The sequence below is a fragment of the Frankia torreyi genome (genome assembly GCF_000948395.1).
GTDB lineage: Bacteria > Actinomycetota > Actinomycetes > Frankiales > Frankiaceae > Frankia > Frankia torreyi.
Genome location: NZ_JYFN01000018.1, coordinates 89,484 through 112,729, shown reverse-complemented (window position 1 = coordinate 112,729; position 23,246 = coordinate 89,484). Strand labels below are relative to the sequence as shown.

21 protein-coding genes, 1 tRNA gene and 1 pseudogene are annotated in these 23,246 nt (G+C 72.1%); 3 read left to right on the top strand and 20 right to left on the bottom strand.

The window, feature by feature from the left end:
* Window positions 1-2: 2 nt before the first annotated feature.
* The 19 genes and pseudogenes from FF36_RS13455 to FF36_RS13370 form a co-directional block, all read right to left on the bottom strand.
* Window positions 3-596 (bottom strand): F0F1 ATP synthase subunit B, encoded by a 594-nt coding sequence (locus FF36_RS13455; protein ID WP_044885385.1) that lies wholly within the window; start codon window positions 594-596, stop codon window positions 3-5.
* Between the two features lie 15 nt (window positions 597-611).
* Window positions 612-854, bottom strand: a complete 243-nt coding sequence (locus tag FF36_RS13450) for an ATP synthase subunit c family protein (protein WP_009742208.1) — start codon at window positions 852-854, stop codon at window positions 612-614.
* 65 nt (window positions 855-919) lie between these two features.
* The gene (gene atpB / locus FF36_RS13445; RefSeq protein ID WP_011606996.1) at window positions 920-1,789 is read right to left on the bottom strand and encodes a F0F1 ATP synthase subunit A; all 870 of its coding nucleotides are present in this window, start codon (window positions 1,787-1,789) and stop codon (window positions 920-922) included.
* A gap of 721 nt (window positions 1,790-2,510) precedes the next feature.
* Complete coding sequence (locus FF36_RS35935) at window positions 2,511-2,645, bottom strand: hypothetical protein (protein WP_011606998.1); 135 nt, start codon at window positions 2,643-2,645, stop codon at window positions 2,511-2,513.
* Window positions 2,646-2,854: 209 nt separating this feature from the next.
* Window positions 2,855-3,292 (bottom strand): Cg1360 family ATP-synthase-associated protein, encoded by a 438-nt coding sequence (locus FF36_RS13435; RefSeq protein WP_044885384.1) that lies wholly within the window; start codon window positions 3,290-3,292, stop codon window positions 2,855-2,857.
* A complete protein-coding gene (locus FF36_RS13430; RefSeq protein ID WP_011607000.1) occupies window positions 3,289-4,395 on the bottom strand; it encodes an MraY family glycosyltransferase in 1,107 nt (368 codons plus the stop codon). Before FF36_RS13430 ends, FF36_RS13435 begins: the two co-directional genes overlap by 4 nt.
* 152 nt (window positions 4,396-4,547) lie before the next feature.
* On the bottom strand, window positions 4,548-5,804 hold the full coding sequence (locus tag FF36_RS13425; RefSeq protein ID WP_044885383.1) for a serine hydroxymethyltransferase: 1,257 nt from the start codon (window positions 5,802-5,804) through the stop codon (window positions 4,548-4,550).
* A gap of 104 nt (window positions 5,805-5,908) precedes the next feature.
* On the bottom strand, window positions 5,909-6,559 hold the full coding sequence (locus tag FF36_RS13420) for an L-threonylcarbamoyladenylate synthase (protein ID WP_044885382.1): 651 nt from the start codon (window positions 6,557-6,559) through the stop codon (window positions 5,909-5,911).
* A complete protein-coding gene (prmC, locus tag FF36_RS13415) occupies window positions 6,559-7,563 on the bottom strand; it encodes a peptide chain release factor N(5)-glutamine methyltransferase (protein ID WP_044885381.1) in 1,005 nt (334 codons plus the stop codon). The genes FF36_RS13420 and prmC overlap by 1 nt, the downstream gene beginning before the upstream one ends.
* Window positions 7,560-8,630 (bottom strand): peptide chain release factor 1, encoded by a 1,071-nt coding sequence (gene prfA / locus FF36_RS13410; RefSeq protein ID WP_044885380.1) that lies wholly within the window; start codon window positions 8,628-8,630, stop codon window positions 7,560-7,562. Before prfA ends, prmC begins: the two co-directional genes overlap by 4 nt.
* A 135-nt stretch (window positions 8,631-8,765) precedes the next feature.
* Window positions 8,766-9,002, bottom strand: coding sequence for a 50S ribosomal protein L31 (rpmE, locus tag FF36_RS13405; protein WP_011607005.1), 237 nt, complete (start codon window positions 9,000-9,002; stop codon window positions 8,766-8,768).
* Window positions 9,003-9,579: 577 nt separating this feature from the next.
* On the bottom strand, window positions 9,580-12,024 hold the full coding sequence (gene rho, locus FF36_RS13400; RefSeq protein WP_044885379.1) for a transcription termination factor Rho: 2,445 nt from the start codon (window positions 12,022-12,024) through the stop codon (window positions 9,580-9,582).
* A 437-nt stretch (window positions 12,025-12,461) separates the two neighbouring features.
* A complete protein-coding gene (locus FF36_RS13395) occupies window positions 12,462-13,700 on the bottom strand; it encodes a homoserine kinase (protein WP_052681096.1) in 1,239 nt (412 codons plus the stop codon).
* On the bottom strand, window positions 13,697-14,878 hold the full coding sequence (gene thrC, locus FF36_RS13390; RefSeq protein ID WP_044885378.1) for a threonine synthase: 1,182 nt from the start codon (window positions 14,876-14,878) through the stop codon (window positions 13,697-13,699). The genes FF36_RS13395 and thrC overlap by 4 nt, the downstream gene beginning before the upstream one ends.
* Complete coding sequence (locus tag FF36_RS13385; protein ID WP_044885377.1) at window positions 14,875-16,158, bottom strand: homoserine dehydrogenase; 1,284 nt, start codon at window positions 16,156-16,158, stop codon at window positions 14,875-14,877. The genes thrC and FF36_RS13385 overlap by 4 nt, the downstream gene beginning before the upstream one ends.
* A complete protein-coding gene (gene lysA / locus FF36_RS13380; protein ID WP_044885376.1) occupies window positions 16,155-17,615 on the bottom strand; it encodes a diaminopimelate decarboxylase in 1,461 nt (486 codons plus the stop codon). The genes FF36_RS13385 and lysA overlap by 4 nt, the downstream gene beginning before the upstream one ends.
* Before the next feature lie 100 nt (window positions 17,616-17,715).
* Window positions 17,716-19,347 (bottom strand): arginine--tRNA ligase, encoded by a 1,632-nt coding sequence (gene argS / locus FF36_RS13375; RefSeq protein WP_277912931.1) that lies wholly within the window; start codon window positions 19,345-19,347, stop codon window positions 17,716-17,718.
* A gap of 149 nt (window positions 19,348-19,496) precedes the next feature.
* Window positions 19,497-19,627, bottom strand: a pseudogene (locus FF36_RS37860) (response regulator); the annotation flags it as partial.
* Window position 19,628: 1 nt separating this feature from the next.
* The coding region (locus FF36_RS13370; protein WP_242422475.1) for a response regulator at window positions 19,629-19,883 on the bottom strand (255 nt) is incomplete at its 3' end.
* 74 nt (window positions 19,884-19,957) lie between these two features.
* Here FF36_RS13370 and FF36_RS13365 point away from each other — a divergent pair.
* Window positions 19,958-20,029, top strand: a tRNA-Arg gene (locus FF36_RS13365).
* Window positions 20,030-21,813: 1,784 nt separating this feature from the next.
* On the opposite strand, the gene FF36_RS13355 is transcribed toward FF36_RS13365, so the two are convergent.
* On the bottom strand, window positions 21,814-22,113 hold the full coding sequence (locus FF36_RS13355; RefSeq protein ID WP_044885372.1) for a trypco2 family protein: 300 nt from the start codon (window positions 22,111-22,113) through the stop codon (window positions 21,814-21,816).
* Window positions 22,114-22,280: 167 nt separating this feature from the next.
* On the opposite strand from FF36_RS13355, the gene FF36_RS13350 reads away from it, so the two are divergent.
* Together FF36_RS13350 and FF36_RS13345 are read left to right on the top strand one after the other, a co-directional pair.
* Complete coding sequence (locus FF36_RS13350) at window positions 22,281-22,718, top strand: hypothetical protein (RefSeq protein WP_044885371.1); 438 nt, start codon at window positions 22,281-22,283, stop codon at window positions 22,716-22,718.
* A gap of 9 nt (window positions 22,719-22,727) precedes the next feature.
* Window positions 22,728-23,204, top strand: coding sequence for a hypothetical protein (locus FF36_RS13345; RefSeq protein ID WP_044885370.1), 477 nt, complete (start codon window positions 22,728-22,730; stop codon window positions 23,202-23,204).
* Window positions 23,205-23,246: the final 42 nt, after the last annotated feature.

Here is a 23,246-nt window from a genome sequence, read left to right as displayed (position 1 = left end):
CGTCAGCCTCCCGACCCCACCGGCGCGGGAGTGCTGCCCGCACCCTCGGCCGAGTTGTCCAGGGCGGCGATGAAGTCGTCGACGAGCCGGGCCTGGGTGGCGGTGCTCTCCACCTGGTAGCCGACGATCTTCGACGCGAGATCGATCGCGATCACGCCGACCTCCCGACGGACCTGGGCCACGATCTGCGCCCGGTCGGCCGCGAGCTGAGCGTCGGCGCGCTCCTTGATGTCGGCGATCTCCCGCTGCGCGGACGCGCGGAGCTCCTCGACGATCTGCCGGCCCTCGGTGTGCGCATCGTCCCGGATGCGCGCGGCCTCGGCCCGGGCCTCGGTGAGCTGCGCCCGGTACTGCTCCAGCAACGCCTGCGCCTCGCGCTGCGCGGACTCGGCGCGGGCGATCCCGCCCTCGATGCGCTCGGTGCGCAGCGCGTAGGTCTTCGCGATCTGCGGGCGGATCTTCCAGAAGAAGAAGGCCACCAGCAGCCCGAAGGCCAGGGTGCCGATGAGCAGTTCGCTCAGCGGCGGGATGAGAACGTTCTCGTCGGAGTGCCCGCTCTCGCTCGCGGCGAGAAGGATGGCGGCTGATGCGCTCATGGTCGCGTCGCCGGTTTACGGGAAGACGAAGGGAACGACGAAGCCGATAAGCGCGAGCGCCTCGGCGAGGGCGAAGCCGATCAGCATGTACCGGAAGGCGACCTGCTCCGCCTCGGGCTGCCGGGCGATCGCCTGGACGCCGAGACCGAAGATGAGACCGATACCGATACCCGGGCCGATGGCGGCCAGACCGTAGGCCACGGCGCCGAGGCTCCCGGTCACGGCGTCCTTGGAGGCGAGAACGATCGAGGGGTCCATTACGGTGCTTTTCCTATTCAGTCGGGCACCGGGACTCGGCCGGTGCTGGGGGGAGTTGTTCAGAACTAGGCGTGCGCCGCTGCCGGCACGCCCACCGGGGCGTGCTCGGCGAGTTCCTCGGACGGAGCAACCTCGTGCTCTCCGTGCGCCATCGCTCCGCCGATGTAGGCGGCGGTGAGGATGGTGATGATGTACGCCTGGAGGGCATCGATGACGAGCTCGAACGCCGTGAGGACGATCGCCACGAGCAGGGACGCGACGCCGAATACGAAGGGCGGCTTGGGCAGCAGGTAGTCCGCGCCCAGCGAGAAGACCAGCAGCAGGAGGTGACCGGCGAACATGTTCGCGAACAGTCGGATGGCCAGCGTGAACGGCCGGACGATCAGTGTCGACAGGATCTCGATCGGGCCCAGCAGCAGGCGGATCGCCAGCGGCGCGGTGGGCGCCGGGTCGATCATCTCTTTGAAGTACGCGCCGGCGCCGTTGGACTTGATGCCCGCGTAGATGAACATCACCCAGGTGACGACGGCGAGGACCATCGGGACCGCGATGCGCGAGGTCGCCGGGAACTGGGCCGCCGGGATGATCGCGAGGACGTTGCTGACCAGCACGAAGCTGAACAGGACCAGCAGGTAGGGCGTGTAGCGCGCGCCCTTCTCCCCGATGACCCCGCGAGCGATCTGCAGATCGACGAAGTCGTATGCGGACTCGCACAGGTTCTGGATCCCGCGAGGTATGATTTTAGCTCGACGGAAACCCAGCCAGAAGATCACGCCGACGAACAGCGCGGCGAAGATCGTGAGCGCGGTGGCCTTGTTGAGGTAGAGATTGACCGAGCCGATCCCGACATCGAACCAGTGCGGAGTCTGGAAGACCTCCTTCGTGGGGCCTTCGAAGCCCTCATCAGCGAGGACCGGCACGACAAACACCTCCATGATCGATTAAGTAACGCGTCCACGGCTCAGCGAGGTTGCCGTGCCGGCGGCAGATTGCCCCCACCCTACCGGGTTCGCACGACACGCTCACACCGAAGAACGACCCGCAGCCAACCGGCGGCAGCGCTTCGAGGGACACCTCGACAAGCCCAGGCCCTGGTGGGTGTCGGCAGGCCGACGTCCTGTTGCCCGCGATACTATCCACACCGGCGCGCCACAGGCACCAACTCGCTTCGAGGTTCACCCTGGCTCATGTGCGCGTTGTCCGGAGGTTTCGCTCCGTTGATGACGATTCCACATTGCGTGACCACCTCATGACGTCCAGTTCGCGCTGACGCCCGCCCGCGGGCCGTCGCTCGGCATGGTGCCGGGACGTGCACGGGTTGCGGTCATCTCGCCACTCCCTCCCGGCGGTCCGCCGCTTGCGCCCACTCTTGCCTATTTCGCCCGCGACGTCGATGACCTGGCAGGTCATGGTTGCGCCGGTGGGACCGGTGCGCGGTCGCCGCGAGTTTTCCCGATGACCGGTGAGATCGCGGCGAATCGGACCGGCCGCACCCATGGAACAGCCGGGAATGGTCGGATAGACAGGTCCACGGGCGCGAACGCCCCGGTCCATTCGGAACGGGACGGCCGGGACCATCGGGATGCAACGAACGGGACGACCGGAACGTCCCCACCAACTCCAGCAAAAAGGGGCGAACGGCCCCCGACCAACCGGCTAGCGCTGAGTCAGCCGGTAGATGACCAGGTACATGGCGGCCCCCATGCCGACCGCGAGGCCGATGGGCAGGAACAGCGCCCGAAAGCCGAACAGCCGGTCGGCACCAAAGCCCACCAGTCCCCAGAACGCCATCCCGGCGATCAGAGTTCCGAAGACGTTCCACGCCTCGCCGGGATGCTGCCCGCCCCGGGCGCGCTGCCGGGGCGGACGACCGGACGCGCGCGGGGCACCGGCACTTTCGGGTGGCCCACCCTCGGGCCCGCCCCGCCGTGCGCCGCCGCTGGCGGCCCCGGGGTTCCGGTCGCTTCCGGGGTTCCGGTCGCTCCGGTCGCTCCGGTCGCTCATCGCGTCGGCGGCCGCCGCGCGGCGTCCCAGGCGCCGGGGCGATCCGGGTCGAAAAAGGGCACCCGGGTGTGGGTCGCGACCCAGAGTTCGGCGCCCATCCAGGCGAAGACGCCGCCGAAGATCGACCAGGCGAAGGACGGCAGGTCGAGCGCCGAGCTGTCCTGGAGCCCCAGCAGCACCACCCCGAGCACCGCGATCTTCAGCGCGTAGGTGCCGAGGGCCGCCGGCAGCAGCAGGTGCGGCGCCCGGCGCGCGACCGCGCCCACCGCCAGCTTGCTGATGGTGAAGAACGCGACGACGATCACGAGCCCCAGCACCACGCTCAGCGCGCCGGTCCCCCCGCGCAGCCCCGCGGAGATCGCCACGGCGGGCACTGCGAGCGCGAGAGTGAGCAGCAGGCCGAGTCGGATCACCCGGGCCGCCGGCACGATCACGCGCGTGCCGACTTCTGCGTGCGGACCAGCAGCGCGAGCAGCGCCGCGAGCCCGACCCCGACGGTGGCGACGAGAATCGGCAGGGGGGAGGCGGAGAACGACGCGGCGACACCGCCGAACCCGACCAGAGCCGCCCAGAAATACATGAACAGAACCGCCCTCACGTGCGAATTGCCGATCTCCAGCATCCGGTGGTGGAGATGCATCTTGTCGGCCGCGAACGGCGACCGTCCCGCCCGCGTCCGCCGGATGACCGCCAGCCCGAGGTCGAGGAAGGGAACAGCGAGGACGGCCACGGGAATCGCCAGCGGGATCAGCGACGGATACGACCGCGAGGGTCCAGCGTAACCCCCGTAGGCGACCTGCCCGGTAACGGAGATCATCGAGGCGGCGGACAGCAGGCCGATCAGCATGGAGCCGGAGTCGCCCATGAACAGCCGGGCCGGATTGAAGTTGTGCGGCAGGAACCCGACGCACACCCCGGCGGTGACCGCGGCGAGCAGGGCCGCGGGCGATGCCCGGTAGAAGCCGTCGATCACCGCGATCTCGTAGGCGAAGTAGAAGGTCGCCAGCGACGCGATCGCCGCGACCCCGGCGGCGAGCCCGTCGAGCCCGTCGATGAAGTTCATCGCGTTGATCAGCAGGACGGTGGCGAGGATCGACAGCGGGACGGCGGTCTCCGGCCCGAGGCTCAGCGTGGTCTCGCTGTTGCGGTCGATGGCGAACGACCACTGGACGCCGAGCAGCACCATGATGCCGGCGGCGGCGACCTGGCCGGCGAGCTTGGTCAGGGAGTCCAGCTCCCACCGGTCGTCGGCGACCCCGAGCAGGCAGATCAGCGTGCCGGCGATGAGCACCGCCCGCGTCTCCGACCAGTCCTGGGACACCACCGACAGGAACGGCAGCCGGTCGGCCACCTCCAGGCCGGCATAGAGACCGGCGAGCATCGCCAGGCCGCCGAGTCGGGGCGTCGGGATCGCGTGGACGTCGCGGTCGCGCACCCCGGCGACGGCGCCGATGCGCATGGCGAAGGTCCGGGCCAGCGGCGTGGCGAGGAATGTCACCGCCGCCGAGACCACGAAGACGAGCAGGTACTCGCGCACCGTCGGGTATCTCCCACTGCCGACCCGGATGTGGTGGAACGCTGTGATGGAGAAGCTGTCATGGAAACGCTGTGATGAAACGCTGTGATGAAACGCTGTCGTGGAACGCTGAGGTGGAACGCTGAGGTGGAACTCGGAACGGCCCGCGGCGGCTACCGCGGGTACGCGGGGTACCGTTCGACGAGCGTGGCGACGCCCGCGGCGATGTCCGCGGCGGCGGCGGGATCACGCACCGCCCGGGCGATCAGGGCGGCGATCTCCTTCATCTCGCCCTCCCCCATTCCCTGGGTGGTGACCGCCGGCGTGCCGACCCGGATCCCGGAGGAGATCGCGGGCGGCTGCGGGTCGTAGGGGATCGCGTTCTTGTTCAGGGTGATGCCGGCGGCGTCGCAGCGGGCCTCGGCGTCGCGGCCGCTGACCCCGAGCTCGCGCAGGTCGAGCAGCGCGAGGTGGGTGTCGGTGCCCCCGGCGACCGGCCGGATGCCCTCGGCGGCGAGGCCCTCGGCCAGCACCTGCGCGTTGGCCACCACCTGGCGAGCGTACTGGGCGTAGGCGGGGGTGGCCGCCTCCCGTAGCGCGACGGCCTTCGCCGCCACCGCGTGCATCAGCGGTCCACCCTGGCTGAACGGGAACACCGCCTTGTCGATGCGCCCGGCCAGCTCCTCGCGGGCGAGGATCATGCCGCCGCGGGGGCCGCGCAGAACCTTGTGCGTGGTGAAGCTGACGACGTCGGCGTACGGCACCGGGCTGGGGATCGCGCCGCCCGCGACCAGCCCGATGAAGTGGGCCGCGTCCACCATCAGCCACGAGCCGACCTCGTCGGCGATGGATCGGAAGGCGGCGAAGTCGATCAGGCGCGGGTAGGCCGTCGCCCCACAGATGATCATCTTGGGGCGGTGCTGGCGGGCGAGGTCGCGTACCTGGTCGTAGTCGATGAGCTCGGTATCCTCGCGCACGCCGTAGGCGACGACGTCGAACCACTTCCCGGAGAAGTTCACCTTGCTGCCGTGGGTGAGGTGACCGCCGTGCGGCAGCGACATCGCCAGCACCGTGTCACCCGGGGTCAGCAGCGCCGCGTACACGGCGAAGTTCGCCGACGCGCCCGAATGGGGCTGCAGGTTGGCGTGCTCGGCACCGAAGAGCTCCTTCGCCCTGGCGATGCCGATCTCCTCGGCCCGGTCGACCACCTGGCAGCCGCCGTAGTAACGCCGGCCGGGATAGCCCTCGGCGTACTTGTTCGACAGCGTCGAGCCCAACGCCGCGAGCACCGCGGGCGAGGTGAGGTTCTCGCTCGCGATGAGCTGCAGGCCCCCGCGCAGCCGAGCCAGCTCGTCGAGCACCACCCCGGCGATGTCCGGGTCCGTGTCGGCGAGCTGGTCGAAGTCCGGGCCCCAGAACGGGGTGCTCATGGCGTACCTACCTTCTGCGCTCGTGCCGCCCGATCGGGACCAATGGTCCTCCGCGCCGGCACGGCCCTCCACTCGGGCCGGGCCAGGACCGGGTCAGGACCGACTCAACGGCCGGCGGGTTCCCGCACGAGGGGCAGGACCTCGCGCAACGCGTCGAGGCCGACGGCGCCGCTGCGAACGACGACCGGCACATCGCCGGTGCAGTCGACGATGGTCGAGGGCACGGCCGCCGGGCACGGGCCGCCGTCGAGATACACCTCGGCGGCACCGCCGAGCTGGTCGACCGCCTCGTCCACCGTGGTCGCCGGCGGCTGGCCGCTGATGTTCGCACTGGAGACGGCCATCGGACCCGTGCGGCCCAGCAGCTCGATCGCCACCGGGTGCAGCGGCATGCGCACCGCCACGGTGCCCCGGCCCTCGCCGAGATCCCAGCGCAGCGACGCCGCGTGCCGGACCACGAGCGTCAGCCCGCCCGGCCAGAACGCCGAGATCAGATCCTTCACCTGCGGGGTCTTGCGGTCGATGAGCCCATCCAGGGTCCGCCAGGAGCCGACCAGGACCGGGACGGGCATGTTGCGCCCGCGCCCCTTGGCGGCCAGCAACGCGGCCACCGCGTCCCGGTCGAACGCGTCGGCCCCCAGGCCGTACAGCGTGTCGGTGGGCAGCACCACCAGCCCGCCGCGACCCACGGCGGCGACCGCCGCATCCAGCCCACGGGCCCGCTCGGCCTCGTCGGAACAGTCGAAGCGCTGCATCACCCCTCCTCCCCTGTCGCTCGCTCCCCGGCGCCGGCCCGGCGCCGGCCGCTGACGAACCGGTCCCGCCCGGCCAGGTCGGGATGGTCGGCCACCTCCGCCCACCGCCCGTCGGCCCGCAGCAGACCCGGTGCGGCGACACCGTGACCATCGGCGTGTTCGACGACGAGCAGGCCCCCGGGGCGCAGCAGCCGGGCCGCCAACGCGACGACGGCGCGCACCACGTCGAGGCCGTCCGCACCGCCCCACAGCGCCCGGGGCGGATCATGCTCGCCCACCTCGGGCTCCACCTCGTCGCGGTCGGCATCCGGAAGATACGGCGGATTGCTGACGACCAGGTCGACCGACCCGGCGAGCCGGGCAAGCGACGCGGTGGGCGCGGCGGTGATGTCGGCCTCGTGCACCGTGACCGGAAGTCCGCTCGCCGCAACGTTACGCCGCAGCCAGCCCAGCGCCGCGGGGTCCACCTCCACGGCGTGCACCCGGGCGCCGGGCACCTCCGCGGCCAGGGACAGCGCGATCGCCCCGGACCCCGCGCACAGGTCCACACACACCGGGCCGTCCGGCGCCGCAGACGCTGACGCTGCGGACACCGAGGTCACCACGGACGCCGAGGTCACCGCGGGCGCCGAGGTCACCGCGGGCGCCGAGGGCAGCGCGGCGAGGGCCCATCCGACGACCGACTCCGTCTCCGGCCGGGGGACGAACACCCCGGGGCCGACGGCGAGGTCGAGATAGCGGAACCCGGCGAGGCCGGTCAGGTGCTGCAGCGGCTCACGCCGGGCACGCCGGCCCACGAGCTCGTCGAGGCGCTCGACGGCCGGCGGGGGCAGCTCGTCGACGAGTGCCAGCCGGGCCCGGGAGATCCCCAGGGCGTGCGCGGCCAACTGCTCGGCGTCGGCGCGGGGGCTGGCGACCCCGGCCGACCGCAGCCGTTCGGTGGCCCGCGCGAGCCAGGCCGCGAGCGTCACGGCGGGCCCGCGGGTCACCGACAGGCCGGTCATGACGCCTGGGCGGCCAACCGGGCCTCCAGATCGGCGGCGGCGAGCGCGTCCAGCACCTCGTCGAGCTCGCCGTCGAGCACCTGGTCGAGGTTGTGCGCCTTGTATCCGACCCGGTGATCGCTGATCCGGTTCTCGGCGAAGTTGTAGGTACGCACCCGCTCCGAGCGGTCCACGGTGCGAACCTGGCTGGCGCGCGCCATCGACGCCTCCGACTCGGCCTTCTCCCGGGCGACGCCGAGCAGCCGGGCGCGCAGGATCCGCAGCGCGGACTCCTTGTTCTGCAGCTGGCTCTTCTCGTTCTGGCAGGACACCACCAGACCGGTCGGGACGTGCGTGATCCGGACCGCCGAGTCGGTGGTGTTCACGCTCTGCCCACCGGGTCCGGACGAGCGGAACACGTCGATGCGCAGGTCGTTCGGGTCGATCTCGACGTCGACCTCCTCCGCCTCGGGAAGCACCAGCACCCCGGCTGCGGAGGTGTGGATGCGCCCGGCGGACTCCGTCACCGGCACCCGCTGGACGCGGTGCACCCCGCCCTCGAACCGCAGGCGGCCGTACACGCCGTCGCCGGGCGCCGAGCCACGGGCCTTCACCGCCACGCTGACGTCGCGGTAGCCGCCGAGATCGGACGGGTTGGCGTCGAGGATCTCGGTCTTCCAGCCGCGGCGTTCCGCGTAGCGCAGGTACATCCGCAGCAGGTCGCCGGCGAACAGGGCCGACTCCTCGCCGCCCGCGCCGGCCTTGACCTCCAGGATGGCGTCCCGGGCGTCGTCGGGATCGACCGGGACCAGGTAGGCGCGCAGCCGCTCGTTGAGCCCGGCCAGTTCGGCGTCGAGATCGTTGACCTCCCCGCGGAACGACGTGTCCTCCGCGGCGAGCTCGCGGGCGGCGGCGAGGTCGCCCTCCACCCGCTCGAGCTCCCGGGCCAGATCGACGACCGGGGCGAGCTGCGCGTAGCGGCGGCTCAGGGCACGGGCCTTCGCGGGGTCGTTGTGCACCGCCGGATCGGCGAGCTGCCCCTCGATCTCGGCGTGCTCCGCGACGAGGCCGTCGAGCGGGGACGTCATGGTGTTTCCTCTTCGCACATCATGGTCCCGGACGCCGCACGGCTCCGGAGCCAGGGTCGGCGGGGCGGCGCTGCCTGCGGCGCCCCGGACGCAAACGGCGCCCGCCCGGGGATCCGGACGGGCGCCGTGGCCGCACTACTTCGCGCCGCCGACCTTCTCGCCGGGGCGCCGCCGGCCGAACCGGCGCTCGAACTTCTCGACCCGCCCGCCGACGTCGAGGATCTTCTGCTTGCCCGTGTAGAACGGGTGGCACTGCGAGCAGACCTCGGCGTTGACGACGCCGTTCTCCTTGGTGCTGCGGGTGGTGAAGGTGCTCCCGCAGGTACAGTTCACGGTCGTCTCGTGGTAGGTCGGGTGGATATCAGCCTTCATGGTCCCTCTTTCGATGTGGCCGCCGGGTCGCCGTCCGGATGGAGGGCGTGAACCGGAGCCGTTCTGCCACCAGTCTGCCAGAGGCGGACGCCACGTCCGCCGGTGACTTTCCCAGCTCGCTCAACGTCCCCACGAGCCAGCCTGTTCCGCCCCGGTTCCGTCCCCCGCCAGTCCCCCGCCCTCGCTCAGCCCCCCGCCCAGCCGTCACGTTCCGTGACACGAGGTGGCGCGACCGAGGCGGGGCGCGAACCGGGCGAAGACTCCCGCGTCGGCGCCGGAGGCGCGGGAGAGCGCCTCCATGGTTCTTCTGTAGGGTTCGGCGTCCAATTTGTCCCTACGTAAGAGACAGGTGGCACCGCTCCCCTGCACAACCGCTTGCGGGACAGCGCCGGTGGGCCAGCCGGGAGGCGAGAGGCTGGGCGGGGCGCCGTCTGCCGTCGCACCGCCTACCGCCTACTCCAGAGGCCTGACGAGCGGCCGCACCATGAGACCGAGGTCTCCGAACGTCGCCGCCCCGCGGCTCCCCCGGTCGGACCGCCGAAGGCGATCCGACGTCACCCCGAACGTCGCCGTAGGACTAATCCTGCGGCGGCGCCGTCTTGGCGATCTGCATGAGGAACTCGTAGTTCGTCCGGGACTGCTTGAGCCGGTCGAGCAGGAGCTCCAACGCCTGCTGGTTCTCCCGGGTGTGGAGCACTCGGCGCAGCTTGTGCATGATCGAGAGCTCTTCGGGGGCAAGGAGGATCTCTTCCTTGCGGGTACCGGAGGCGTCGACGTCGACCGCCGGGAAGATCCGCTTGTCGGCGATCTTGCGGTCGAGCTTGAGCTCGGCGTTGCCCGTCCCCTTGAACTCCTCGAAGATCACGGTGTCCATCGTCGAGCCCGTCTCGACCAGCGCCGTGGCGATGATCGTCAGCGACCCACCGTTCTCGATGTTGCGCGCCGCGCCGAGGAAGCGCTTCGGCGGGTAGAGCGCCGTCGAGTCGACACCACCGGACAGGATCCGGCCCGAGGCGGGGGCGGCCAGGTTGTAGGCGCGGCCCAGCCGAGTGATCGAGTCGAGCAGGACGACGACGTCGTGGCCGAGTTCGACCAGGCGCTTGGCCCGCTCGATGGACAGCTCGGCGACGTTGGTGTGGTCGGCCGGCGGCCGGTCGAAGGTGGAGGCGATGACCTCACCCTTGACCGAACGCTGCATGTCGGTCACCTCCTCCGGCCGCTCGTCGACGAGGACGACCATGAGGTGGACTTCCGGGTTGTTCGTGGTGATCGCGTTGGCGATGGACTGCAGCACCATCGTCTTGCCGGCCTTGGGCGGGCTGACGATGAGGGCGCGCTGCCCCTTGCCGATCGGCATGACGAGGTCGATGACCCGCGTCGTGAGCAGGTGGGGCTCGGTCTCCAGGCGCAGACGCTCCTGCGGGTACAGCGGCGTGAGCTTGGTGAACTCGGGCCGCCCGCGCGCCTCGTCGGGTTCCATCCCGTTGATCGTGTCCAGCCGGACCAGCGCGTTGTACTTGTCCCGACGCTGCTCGCCCTCCTGCGGGGCGCGCACGACGCCGGTGATGGCGTCGCCGCGGCGCAGCCCGTTGCGACGCACCTGGGCCAAGCTGACGTAGACGTCGGTCGGGCCGGTCAGGTAGCCGCTGGTCCGGACGAAGGCGTAGTTGTCCAGAACGTCGAGGATGCCGGCGACGGGCACGAGGACGTCGTCCTCGCGCAGCACCGGCTCGTTCTCGGCCGGGCCGGCCGGCCCGCCGCGACCGCGGTTGCGGCCACGCTCACGGAAGCGGCCCCGCCGGCTGCGGCCGGCGAAGTCGTCGTCGCCCTGACCGTTCTGGCCGGAACGGTCACTACCCGGACGGTCACTACCGGAACGGTCACCGCCGGAACGGTCACTACCCGCACGGTCACTACCGGCACGGTCACTACCGGCACGGTCACTACCCGAGCGGTCGCCGCCGGAACGGTCACCGCCCGAGCGGTCATTGCCGGAACGGTCACCCTGGGTCCGGTCGGCGCGACCCGATGAACGGTCACCGGACTGCCGGTCCTGACGATCCCCGCCGGACCGACGATCCGTGCCCTGACGGTCGTTCGTGGGCCGCTCGCCGTCGCCGCCGCCGGAACGGCCGTTGTCGCCGGCCCGCCCGCTGTCGCCGGAACGGCCGCTGTCACCGAAGCGGCCGCTGTCACCAGAGCGGCCGCTGTCACCAGAGCGGCCGTTGTCGCCAGAGCGGCCGTTGTCGCCAGAGCGGTCGCGGCGGTCCTCACGGCTGCGGACAGCGCCTTCGCCCTGTCGGCCGGGGCTGGTCGCCGGCTGGGTCGGGGCGGACTGGGCGGAGGCGGCAGCGGCGGCCGGCGGCGCGGAGATGGCCGCGGGCTGCGCCGGGGCCGCCACGACGGGGGCTGGACGGGTCTCGACGACGGTGTCGCCGGCCGAGTCCGGCAGGGTCGGCTGCTCGAGGGCGGGGCTGGCCACGCCGCGCGACGCGCCGCGGCGGGAACGGGTGCGGGTGGTGGTGCTGGAGCCGCCGCCGTCGCCGGCGGGCTGACGGGTCGCCAGGGGCGCCGCGGCGGGCGCCTCACTCGGCGCCGGGATGGGCGCCACCGGCGCCTGGTCGATGACGGAGGCGGCGGCGGAGCCGCCCGCGGCCTCGCCGTTCTGCAGGTTCTGGATCGCGGCGATGAGCTGGCCCTTGCGCAGCCGGCCCACCCCCTGGATACCCATGGACGAGGCCATGGACTGCAGCTCGGGGAGCAGCATCGCGGACAGCCCGGTGCCCTGCCGGCGCCGCCGGGTCGCGGTGGCGCCCTCGGCGGTCGGGGCCGCGGTCGCGACGGCGGCCCGGGAGCCGCGGCTGGCGCGCGCGCTGCCGTTGTCGGCGGCGGGCGCGGTGGTGACGGCGTCTGCGGACGAGGTGCCGGCCGCCGGCCCGCTCTCGTGGGGCGGCGATGCAGGCGTCGCAGGCGCCGCAGACTCACGTGCGCTCACTGGCAGCACGTTGGTGGTGTCGCTCAAGGTTTTCCTTCCCTGAAGGAACTGGCTCCTGATGAGCCGGGCGTAGCTTGTGAACCTTCTTCGCCTGCACAGATGCCGGGTGAAGGGGATGTACAGCACCGGATGGGCGACGTCGCGCCCGTCTACGGCGCCAGCGGCCGACTGCCGCGAGCGAACTCGCCGATCCCGCCCAGGTGTGCCGGTGTGGAGCCGAGGCAACGACGACGAGGCCGAAACACCGGAGTCCCGAACCACGGCCCATCTGGCACTGCCAGAGCGGCACTGCGGGAGCGAGCACGCGCCGCGGTGGCAGCGGGTGCAGTCACCAGACTATCCAGCGGCAGACACCTCGGCAACAACCTTGAGACGTCAGGACTTCCCGATGTGACCCACGACCGCGAGCCGCGGCCCGACCGCCCCACCCCAGCCCGACAATATTACGTTATAAATCCGTTCGACTACCTTTCGGGGTCGAGGCGGGTGACCTGCGCCCCGAGGCGGTCAACACTCAGCGGCGCGACCGAGAACTCGGAGCTCGCCGCGCCCACCGCCGCCGCGGCCTGTTCCCCGCCGACCGCGAGGGCGAGTACGGACGGTCCGGAACCGGACAGGGTCGCCGGCACCCCCAGGGCGCGCAGCCGGGCGACCAGCTCGCCGGTGGCCGGCGCGGCGGGCAGCCGGTAGGGCTGGTGGAGCAGGTCCTCGGTCGCGCTGAACAGGGTGCGGGCGCGCTGCGCCGCTCCGGCGGGCTCGGCGGCGGACATCGTCAGCGCCAGCAACGCGGCCCGGCCGAGGGTCCGGGCGGCGTCGGGCAGCCCGACGAGCGCCGGCAGCGCGCCCCGCGACGCCTCGGTGGACTGGCGCACCGTCGGCACGAAGACCACCGGCCGCAGCTCGGCGAAGGGGTCGACGCGCAGGCAGCGGGCCCCCTCGACGTCCTGCCAGGCGACGGTGAAACCACCCGACAGCGCGGCGGCCACATTGTCCGGATGGCCCTCGATGTCATGCGCGAGGCGCAGCATCCACGCGGCTTCGGCCGGCGCCGAGGACCCGGGACCAGCCGCGATCGCGGCCGCGGTCACGTCGGAAGGGACGCCGGGACGGGCTACGCCGGGGGCGCCCTGGTTCGCCGCGGCGCCGGCCTCGAACTCCGGACCGAGATCGGCCCGGGTGAGCGCCGCCGCCGCCACGATCCCCGCCACGATCGCGGCCGCGGACGAGCCGAGCCCGCGGCCGTGCGGGATCCGGTTCACGCAGCGCAGAGCGAGCCCCGGCTGCGGCCGGCCGAGCAGGTCGAACGTCGCCCGGATCGCCCTGACCACCAGGTGCGTCTCGTCCTGGGCGACCTCGTCCGGGCCGACCACGTCGACCGTCAGGCCGGACGCGGTCACCTCCACGTCGACCTCGTCGTACAGCCCGAGGGCGAGTCCGAAGGCGTCGAAACCCGGGCCGAGGTTCGCGCTCGTGGCGGGAACCCGCACCCGGACCCGTCGGGCGGCGCCGGCGGCGGCCGTCCCACCGGCGCCGACCGCCGGCGAGCTCCCGTACTCTCCCCGCGCGTCACGGTCACCCGCGCCGGCGCCATCGCGGACAGCCTCGCCGGCGCCATCGCGGCGGTCACCCGCGCTGAAGATGTCGCGGACAGCCTGGCCGGGGACCGCTTCGGCCCCCGGGACCGCGCCGGACAGGGCGGTCACGAAGTCTGCAGCCCGAGCGCCTCGGCGGCGCCCGCGACGGTCGGCCGGATCGTCTCCGGTCGGGCCGCCCCGCTGATCGCCCAGTCGGGGTCCTTCAGGCCGTTGCCGGTCACGGTGCACACGACGCGCTGGCCCGCCTCGATGCGGCCGTCCTCGCGGGCCATCAGCAGCCCGGCGACACTCGCCGCGCTGGACGGCTCGACGAAGACGCCCTCCCGGCGGGCGAGCAGCCGGTAGGCGGCGAGGATCTGCCGGTCGTTGACGGCGTCGATGAGGCCGCCGGAGGAGTCCCGCGCGTCGACGGCGAAGTGCCAGGAGGCCGGGTTGCCGATGCGGATCGCGGTGGCGATCGTCTGCGGGGAGGTGACGATCTCGCCGCGCACGATCGGGGCCGCGCCCGCCGCCTGGAAACCGCACATCCGCGGCCGGCCGGCGCCGAAGCGGGCGTCCTCCTCCAGGTACCCCCGCCAGTAGGCGGTGATGTTGCCGGCGTTGCCGACCGGCAGGCAGTGCACGTCAGGGGCCCGCCCGAGCGCCTCGACGATCTCGAACGACGCCGTCTTCTGGCCTTCCAGGCGGTACGGGTTCACCGAGTTGACCAGGGTGACCGGTGAGGTGTCGGCGAGTTCGCGGGCGACCCGCAGGCAGTCGTCGAAGGAGCCGTCGAGCTGAAGCAGCCGGGCGCCGTGCACGAGCGCCTGGGCGAGCTTGCCCAGCGCGATCTTCCCGCTGGGGACGAGGACCGCGCAGGTGATGCCGGCGCGGGCGGCATAGGCGGCCGCCGAGGCCGAGGTGTTGCCCGTCGAGGCGCAGATGACCGCCTGGGAACCCGCGCCGACGGCCCGGCTGATGGCCATCGTCATCCCGCGGTCCTTGAACGAACCCGTCGGGTTCGCACCCTCGACCTTGAGATGAACCTCACACCCGGTGAGCTCGGACAGGTGCTCCGCGTACAGCAGCGGCGTGGCGCCTTCCCGCAGGGTGATCACCGGCGTGTCGTCGTCGACCGGCAGCCGGTCGCGGTACTCCTCGATGATCCCCCGCCACGGCCGGTGCGACCGGTCGGGCTGGGTGGACGCCGCCGGCTGCGCCGGCCCGCCCGGGAACGACGCGGACTGCGCACGAGCGCTGGACTCGGCAGCGCTGGACTCCGCACGAGCTGTGGACGTCGTGGTCACGGCTCACCTCCCTCGACCCGCATCACGCCGGACACCGCCCGCACCCCGGCGAGGCCGCGTAGCTCCTCGACGGTGGCCGACAGCGCCGCGTCGGGCGCGGCATGCGTCACGAGAACGAGGCTCGCGTCGTCGCCGCGGCCGTCCTGGCGGACGCTCCTGATGGACACATCGTGACGCGCGAAGGCACCGGCGACCGTCGCGAGCACGCCGGTCTTGTCGGTGACATCGAGATTCACGTGATACCTCGTCACGGTACGGCCCATCGGCAGGACGGGTAGCGCCGCGTAGGACGACTCGCCGGGTCCGCGCCGGCCCGCGATGCGGTTGCGCGCCACAGCGACCACATCGCCGAGCACCGCCGACGCGGTCGGCGCCCCGCCCGCCCCCTGGCCGTAGAACATCAACTGCCCGGCGGCCTCCGCCTCGACGAACACGGCGTTGAACGCCTCCCGCACCCCGGCCAGCGGGTGGCTGCGCGGGATCATCGCGGGATGGACCCGGACGCTGATCCCGTCGGTCTCGACGGAGCGTTCGGCGACCGCCAGGGCCTTGACGGTGCAGCCCATCTCCCGCGCGCTCGCGATGTCGGCGGCGGTGACGTCGCCGATGCCGACCCGGTAGACGTCGTCGATGGTGACCGGCGAGTGGAAGGCGAGCTGGGCCATGATCGCCGCCTTCGCGGCGGCGTCGTAGCCGTCGATGTCGGCGGACGGGTCGGCCTCGGCATAGCCGAGCGCGCCGGCCTCGGCCAGCGCCTCGGCGAAGGACGCGCCGGTCTCGTCCATCCGGGTCAGCACGAAGTTCGTCGTGCCGTTGACGATGCCGAGCACCCGCCGGACACGGTCGCCGGCCAGGCTTTCGCGCAGCGGGCGGATCAGCGGGATCGCCCCGCCGACCGCGGCCTCGTAGTACAGGTCGGTGCCGGCGGCGGCCGCCGCGTCGTGCAGCGCGGCGCCCTCGGAGGCCAGGAGCGCCTTGTTCGCGGTGACCACCGGTTTGCCGGCCCGCAGGGCGGCCAGCAGCCAGTCTCGGGCCGGCTCGATCCCCCCGACGACCTCGATGACGAGATCGACATCGTCGCGGGCGACGAGTCCGGCGGCGTCCGCGGTGAACAGGTTCGCGTCGATGTCGAGGTCACGGACCCGCTCCGGGCGGCGCACCCCGATCCCGACGAGGTCGAGCGGCTCGCCGACCCGGGCGGCGAGGTCGTCGGCGTTGGCCCGCAGCAGCCGGACGATCTCGCTGCCGACGACGCCGCAGCCGAGCAGCGCGATCCTCACGGTGTCACCGCCGCGGCGGTCTGCCCCGCCTGCCCCGCCGGGCCTGCCTGGCCTGCCTGCCCCGCCGGGCCCGCCTGGTCCGCCGGGTCGATGTCGAGGCGCAGCAGGTCCTCCTCGGTCTCCCGCCGGACGATCAGCCGGGCGACGCCGTCGCGCACCGCGACGACCGGCGGGCGGGTGACATGGTTGTAGTTGCTGGCCATGGACCGGTGGTAAGCCCCGCTGGCCGGCACCGCGACGAGGTCGCCGGGGCGCACGTCGTCGGGCAGCGGCACGTCGTGGGCGACGACGTCGCCGGACTCGCAGTGCCGGCCGACCAGCGTGACCACGTGGGCCGCGGCCGAGCCCGCCCGGGAGACCAGCCGGGCGGTGTACCGGGCGTCGTAGAGCGCCGTGCGGATGTTGTCGCTCATCCCGCCGTCGACGCTGACGAAGGTGCGCAGCCCGGGCAGTTCCTTGACCGTGCCGACCTCGTAGAGGGTCACCGTCGTCGGGCCGACGACGGCCCGGCCCGGCTCGACGCCGAGGCGCGGGACGGCGAGCCCCGCGGCCGCGCACTCCTTGCCCACGACGGCGGTCAGCCGCTCGGCGACGTCGGCCACCTCCAGCGGGGCGTCCTCGCTGGTGTAGGCGATGCCGAGCCCGCCGCCGAGGTCGAGCTCGGGCAGTTCGAGGTCGTGGGTGTCGCGGATGCGCGCCAGCAGGCCGACCATGCGATGCGCTGCCAGGCCGAACCCGGCCGTGTCGAAGATCTGCGAGCCGATGTGCGCGTGCAGGCCGACGAGGTGCAGCGAGCCGGCGGCGAGCACCCGCTCCACCGCCTCGGCCGCCGCACCGTCGGCCAGCGAGAAGCCGAACTTCTGGTCCTCCTGGCCGGTGGAGACGTAGTGATGGGTGTGCGCCTCCACCCCCGGCGTGACCCGCACGAGGACCCGCTGGCGCACCCCGGCCTCGGCGGCGACGGCGGCCAGGCGGTCGATCTCGGCGAAGGAGTCGACGACGATCCGCCCGACGCCGTAGGCCACCGCCGCGCGCAGCTCGGCGACCGACTTGTTGTTGCCGTGGAACAGCAGCCGCGCCGCCGGGAAGCCGACCGAGCGGGCCACGGCGAGCTCGCCGCCGGTGCAGACGTCGAGGTTCAGCCCCTCTTCGGCCACCCAACGGGCGACCGCGCGGCACAGGAACGCCTTACCGGCGTAGTAGACGTCGCAGTCGGAGAACGCGCGCCGCCAGGCGGCGCACCGGGCCCGGAAGTCGGCCTCGTCCAGGACGAACGCCGGGGTACCGAACTCGGCGGCCAGCTCGTCCACCCGGACGCCGCCGATCCGCAGCACGCCGTCGGGGTCGAGCCGGGCCGTCGCCGGCCAGAGGTTCTCCTCCAGTGCCACCACCGGGGCCGCCACCGCCGCGGCTCCCACCTCCGGGGCCGCCGCCGCCGGGTTGTCGGTCTCGCTCATGTCGCCTCTGCCTGTCTCCATGCTGCGGACTGTCCCAACGCCGCGGCCTGTCTCAACGCCGCGGCCTGCCCCAACGTCGCGGCCACTGTCCGCCATCCGGTCACATCCGCTCGGGTGCGCTGACGCCGAGCAGGCCAAGGCCGTTCGCGAGCACCACCCGGGTCGCGGCGACCAGCAGCAGCCGGGCCCCGGTGAGCGGACCCGCCTCCTCATCCCCCTGCGGGAGTACCCGGCAGGCGTCGTAGAACCGGTGGTAGACCCCAGCGAGTTCCTCCAGGTAGCGGGCGACCCGATGGGGGCCACGCAGGCTGGCCGCCGCCTCGATCACCCGCGGGAACTCGCCGAGCCCCCGCAGCAGGTCGACCTCGCGCGGATGGGTCAGCAGCGCGACGTCCGCCGTCTCGGGCGCGGTCGGCAGGCCCAGCGCCTCGGCGTTGCGCAGCAGCGAACTGATCCGGGCATGCGCGTACTGGACGTAGAACACCGGATTGTCGCTGGTCTGGCGGGTCACCAGGTCGAGGTCGAGGTCGAGGGACGAGTCGAGCGAGGACCGGACCAGCGAGTAGCGGGCCGCGTCGACCCCGACGGCGTCGACGAGGTCGTGCAGGGTCAGGAAGGTCCCGGCCCGCTTCGACATCTTCACCGGGGCACCGCCGCGCGACAGCGTCACCAACTGCCCGATGATGACGTCCAGGTTGGTCGCCGGGTCGTCGCCGAAGCAGGCGGAGATCGCCTTCAGCCGGGCGACGTAACCGTGGTGGTCCGCCCCGAGCAGGTAGATGAGCTGGTCGAAGCCGCGGCCCCGCTTGTCGCGGTAGTAGGCGGCGTCGGCGCAGAAGTACGTCGGCTGGCCGTCGCTCTTGACCAGCGGGCGGTCCTTGTCGTCACCGAAGTCGGTGGTGCGCAGCCACACCGCGCCGTCGGCGTCGTAGACGTGGCCCTGCGCGCGCAGGTCGTCGATCGCCTTCGTCAGCGCGCCGGCGGTGTGCAGCGCCCGCTCGGAGGCCCACCGGTCGAAGTGGACGCCGAAGCCCTCCAGCGTCGAGCGGATCTCGGTGAGCATCAGGGCCAGGCCCTCTTCGGTGGTCACCGCGAGCGCCTCGTCGTCGGGCAGGTCGAGCAGCTCCGGCCGGGCCGCCAGCACCGCCGCGGCGATCTCCGCGACGTACGCCCCGTGGTAGCCCTCCGCCGGGATCTCCCGGCCGGCGGCCGCGGCCAGCACCGACGCGCCGAACCGCTCGATCTGCACGCCGGCGTCGTTGACGTAGTACTCGGTGCCCACCGAGTACCCGGCCGCGGTCAGGATGCGGCCCAGCGCGTCGCCGACGGCAGCCCACCGGGCCGAGGCGAGCGTCACCGGCCCGGTCGGATTGGCGCTGACGAACTCCAGGTTGACCCGCACGTCGCGCGGCTTCGCCGCCTGGCCGTAGCTCTCACCGGCCCGCACCACCGTGCGGGCGATCTCGCCGAGAGCGTCCCCGGCCAGGGTGAAGTTCAGGAATCCCGGCCCGGCGATGTCGACGCTCGCAATCCCGCGCTGCGTGACCAGCCGACCGGCCAGCACCTCGGCGACCTCGCGCGGCTTGCGCCGGGCCGCCTTCGCGAGCTGCAGCGCCACCGGGGAGGCGTAGTCGCCGTGCCCGGCGGTCTTCGGTCGCTCCACCGTGACGGTGGTCGGCACAGTCACGTCCAGGTCGCCGTCGGCGACCGCGCGACCAATGGCCGCGACGATGGCGTCGGCGAGATCGGCGGGGGNCATGTCGCGATGCTATCGGCGCGACGCCATCCCACGTCCGCCCGCCGATCCGACCGTCCAGGCCGCCACGCGGCGAACCGGCGAGCCGAACGGCGCGAACCCGGTGATCCGCCGGCTGGACCTGGCTAGGCCGGCTGGCCGGCGGCGAGCTTCTGGACGACGGTGATCAGCTCGTCGGGGTCGAACGGCTTCGTCAGGTAGTAGTCGACGCCGATGCGAGCCCCGCGCTTGACGTCGGCCTCCTGCGCCCGCGCGGNGAGCATGATCAGCTTGATGTCGGCGGTCGACGGGTCCTCCCGCAGGTGAGCGGCCACGTCCCAGCCGTTCATCCGCGGCATCATGATGTCGAGCGTGATCACCTGCGGGTCGACGGCCCGCACCATCTCCAGCGCGTCGACACCGTCGACGGCGGTATGGACCTCGAAGCCTTCCAGCTCAAGGTTGACGACCACGAGCTGACGGATCACCGCGTCGTCGTCGACGACGAGGACCCGGGGGGCGGCTTGGTACACACCGGAAGCTTACGGCCGACCCGGGTGCGCGATCCGGTGTTCCCGCCTGGTAACGTATGCCGCGTTGCCCCAGAGCCCCCGTAGCTCAGGGGATAGAGCACCGCCCTCCGGAGGCGGGTGCGCAGGTTCGAATCCTGCCGGGGGCACGCGCGGCCTTCTATGCTTGTCGCCCTTGGGGCGCCTTTGGCTTTGCCCGTGATGTTTGCCGGGGGGCCGAGCCCCCCCCCGAACCCCCCCACAATGCGGCCGTTTTTGCTCGTCGCCCTTCGGGCGACTTCGGGTGGGTCCGCGGTGATTGGCGGGGACGGTGAGGCCCGTCGAGTGTCTCTCATCACATGACAATCTGCGTGGTGTTCCATCTGGGCTGGGTTGATCTTGGTGGCGTGTGGGGACCTGGTGTCTGTTCGGTTATCGCCTGGGGTTAGAGGGCGGCTCGTTCGTTTTCGATGGTCTGTGCTTCGGCATGCGGATCGAGGTCGGGGTGTGCGGGTGCGGCCCGGTTCAGCACGGTCAACGCCTGGTAGGTCTGGCCTGCCGATGCGCCGGTCAGGGCCTGTTCGGCGAGGTCGGGGTTGCCGGTGGGGCCGGTGAGGTGGCGGGCGAGGAAGTGTTCGGCGAGCCGGTCCGGGCTGATCCCGGCCCAGAACTGTCCGGTCTGCCTGCTTGGACGTGGTGTGCCCGGCCGGCCCAGTCGACTGCGGGATCGAGGTCGCCGAGCCGGCGGGCGAACCTCCCGGCCGCGTCGGTGAACAGGGTGGTCCGGTCGGGGCCGGTGGCTTCCACCGGTGGCGCCGGTGGCTTCCACCGGTGGCAGGGAGATGGTCTGGCCGTTCTCGGCGAGGTCGTGCTGGCGGGTGAGGTCGTCCCACCAGTCCCCGCCGCCGCGGGCGACCAGCAGCAGCCGTACCGGGGTGCGGCTGGTGCGGGTACCCAGGGTCTTGAGGAGGGTGTTGGTGAGGCTGGCGTGGGTTTCGGCGTAGTCCACGACCAGCAGCACCGGCCGTGTTGACCCGGCGAGCCGTCCAGCAAGGTGTGCCCCCTCCGGGTCGACGAGACCCGCGAGCCAGCCCGCCTCGCGCAGACGGGCGGTCAGGGCGCGGGCGAAACGGGTCTTGCCCTGCCCACCCGGGCCGACGAGGAGCCGCACCGCGCTGTCCGCCTCGCCCGCGCACCAGTCGGTGAACTCGGCGAGCAGGGATTCCCGGCCGTGCAGGTCGACGATCTCCGCGTCCGCGCGGAGCAACTGCGCCGGCGTGCGGGGCACCGTGACCGTGGGTGGGGTGAGGAGGCCGGCGAGTTCGACGGACTCCCAGCCCACCGGCCCGCCGTCGTCCGCGATCAGATTCCGGAAGGTGGGATCGTCCAACAGCCGCCGCACCGGCACCGCGGTCAGCCGGCCCTCCCCGAACCCGGGGGTGTCGACCACGATCACGGCGGTGGCCAGCCACACCGGCCCGGGGCCGGNGGGGNCGGCGCAGGCGAACAGCACCGCCCCGGACATCCCCGACCAGGGCAACGGCTCCGCATCCCCGGCCGGGGCCAACGGCGGATGATCCTCGATGTTGATGTCGTGGCGGTCGGTGACCAGCCCGCCCAGGGGGTTCACCTGCCCGGCGAGGTGGTTGGTCTCCCGGGCTCCGTCGTCGCCGCGCAGCACCCGGGGGAAGCCGACCGCCTCACCGGCGATGCCACCGGCACGGCCGGTGAGCGCGCCCCAGCGCAGCCGGTCCACCCGCGGGGGTGCCCAGGCCGGATCGTCGATGCGGATCAGTGCCGCGTCGGGTCTGGTGCCGTCGGCTCCGTCCCAGCGGTCAGGCCAGACGACCCCACCCGCGTGCGCCCGTCGGCCCGCACCGTGCGGATCTCCACGACCTGCCCCGGTGGCACCGGACCCGCCGTGCCAGCGTCCGTTCCCATGCGAGTGGTCGGGTTATTCGTCGTCGGCGATCAGCGGAGACCGGCCCGTCGCCGGATCCACCGGCTGCAGGCGGACGGTGAGCCGATGCGTGGAGGTCGAGGACTTCTCCCCGGATGCGCCGATCGACACCACCCCGATCCGCACACCCCCGTCCGCCTTGCCGCCGGTCCGGACCTCGATGCCCAGTTCCAGCTCCACCGGTTCCACCGAGAACCGGATGGGAGCATCCGCTCCCGCGACCATCGCCGCGATCAACTCCGCCCGCACCGCGCCGATCGCGTCCGCCAACCCCACCCACGGCCCGTCCACCATGATCCCCCGATCAGCAGCACCACCGGATAGTGCCCACGGTAACCGGAGATATCCGGTTTACCGGCGCATGCACACCTCGCCCCGACCCCACCGGACAGCTCCTGTGATCGCGGGTACCTACAGGCTATGGGGCGGTTGGGATAAGATACGCACAGGTCGAGCTGAGTGTGCTCCACGGCGACGCACTGGAATACCACTCCGATCTGCTTGCTCTGAAGCACGCACAGAAGTTGTACGGTGTCGACCTGGCCGTGGCCACGGCCGCGCGCATAGATTCCCTCGCCCTTCCACAGATCGGCGAGGAACTGGTGGTTCGACGCCCGATCGGGGTCGGCGCCAAGAACCTTCTGTTCGTCGGCGCCCAGTCCTCGCCGAGGCTTGGCTACGAAGAGATCCGCCGCTTCTCGCAGTCCGTACTCACTGCTGCGGCCAAGCTGACTCCTGCGGTGCGAGAGATCTGCCTGACTCTGCACGGTGTCGGCTTCGGCCTCGACGAGGTCGAAGCCTTCGAGTCCGAGGTCGCCGGAGTCATCGAGGCAATCGACACGGGGCGTCACCCGTCCGATCTCCGCGCGATCACCTTCATCGAGAGAGACGAGGGTTGAGCACGGAGAATGCGACGGTGCCTGAAGTCCCTCATCAGCGGCACCCTCCTCGAGGAGAGGTCGCAGACGCCGAGAAGAGTCGATCGCGTCGGCTACGACTCGGCGAAACGGTCGCACGCCTTCGTCGCCATGCCCTACACCGAGCCCTTCGGCGACATACTCAACTATGGAATCGCGCCTTCCATACGCTCGGTTGGCCTGCTCTGCGAGCGGATGGACGGACTTTCGTTCACCGGCGACGTCCTGGAGTACATGAAGGAGAAAATACGCACGGCCAGACTCGTGGTCGCAGACCTCAGTGACGCAAACCCGAACGTCTACCTAGAAGTCGGCTACGTCTGGGGGCGGGATGTTCCGTGCATACTGCTCTGCAATCGCAGTACCCCAATCGAGTTCGACGTCCAGGGTCATCGTTGCCTCTTCTACGGCTCGATCATGGAGCTGGAGAAGGAGTTGACCATCGAGCTGAGACGCCTCTTCGGGTGACGGACTCCGCCGCGAGTCACCGAAGCCGGGTCTGCGGCCGGA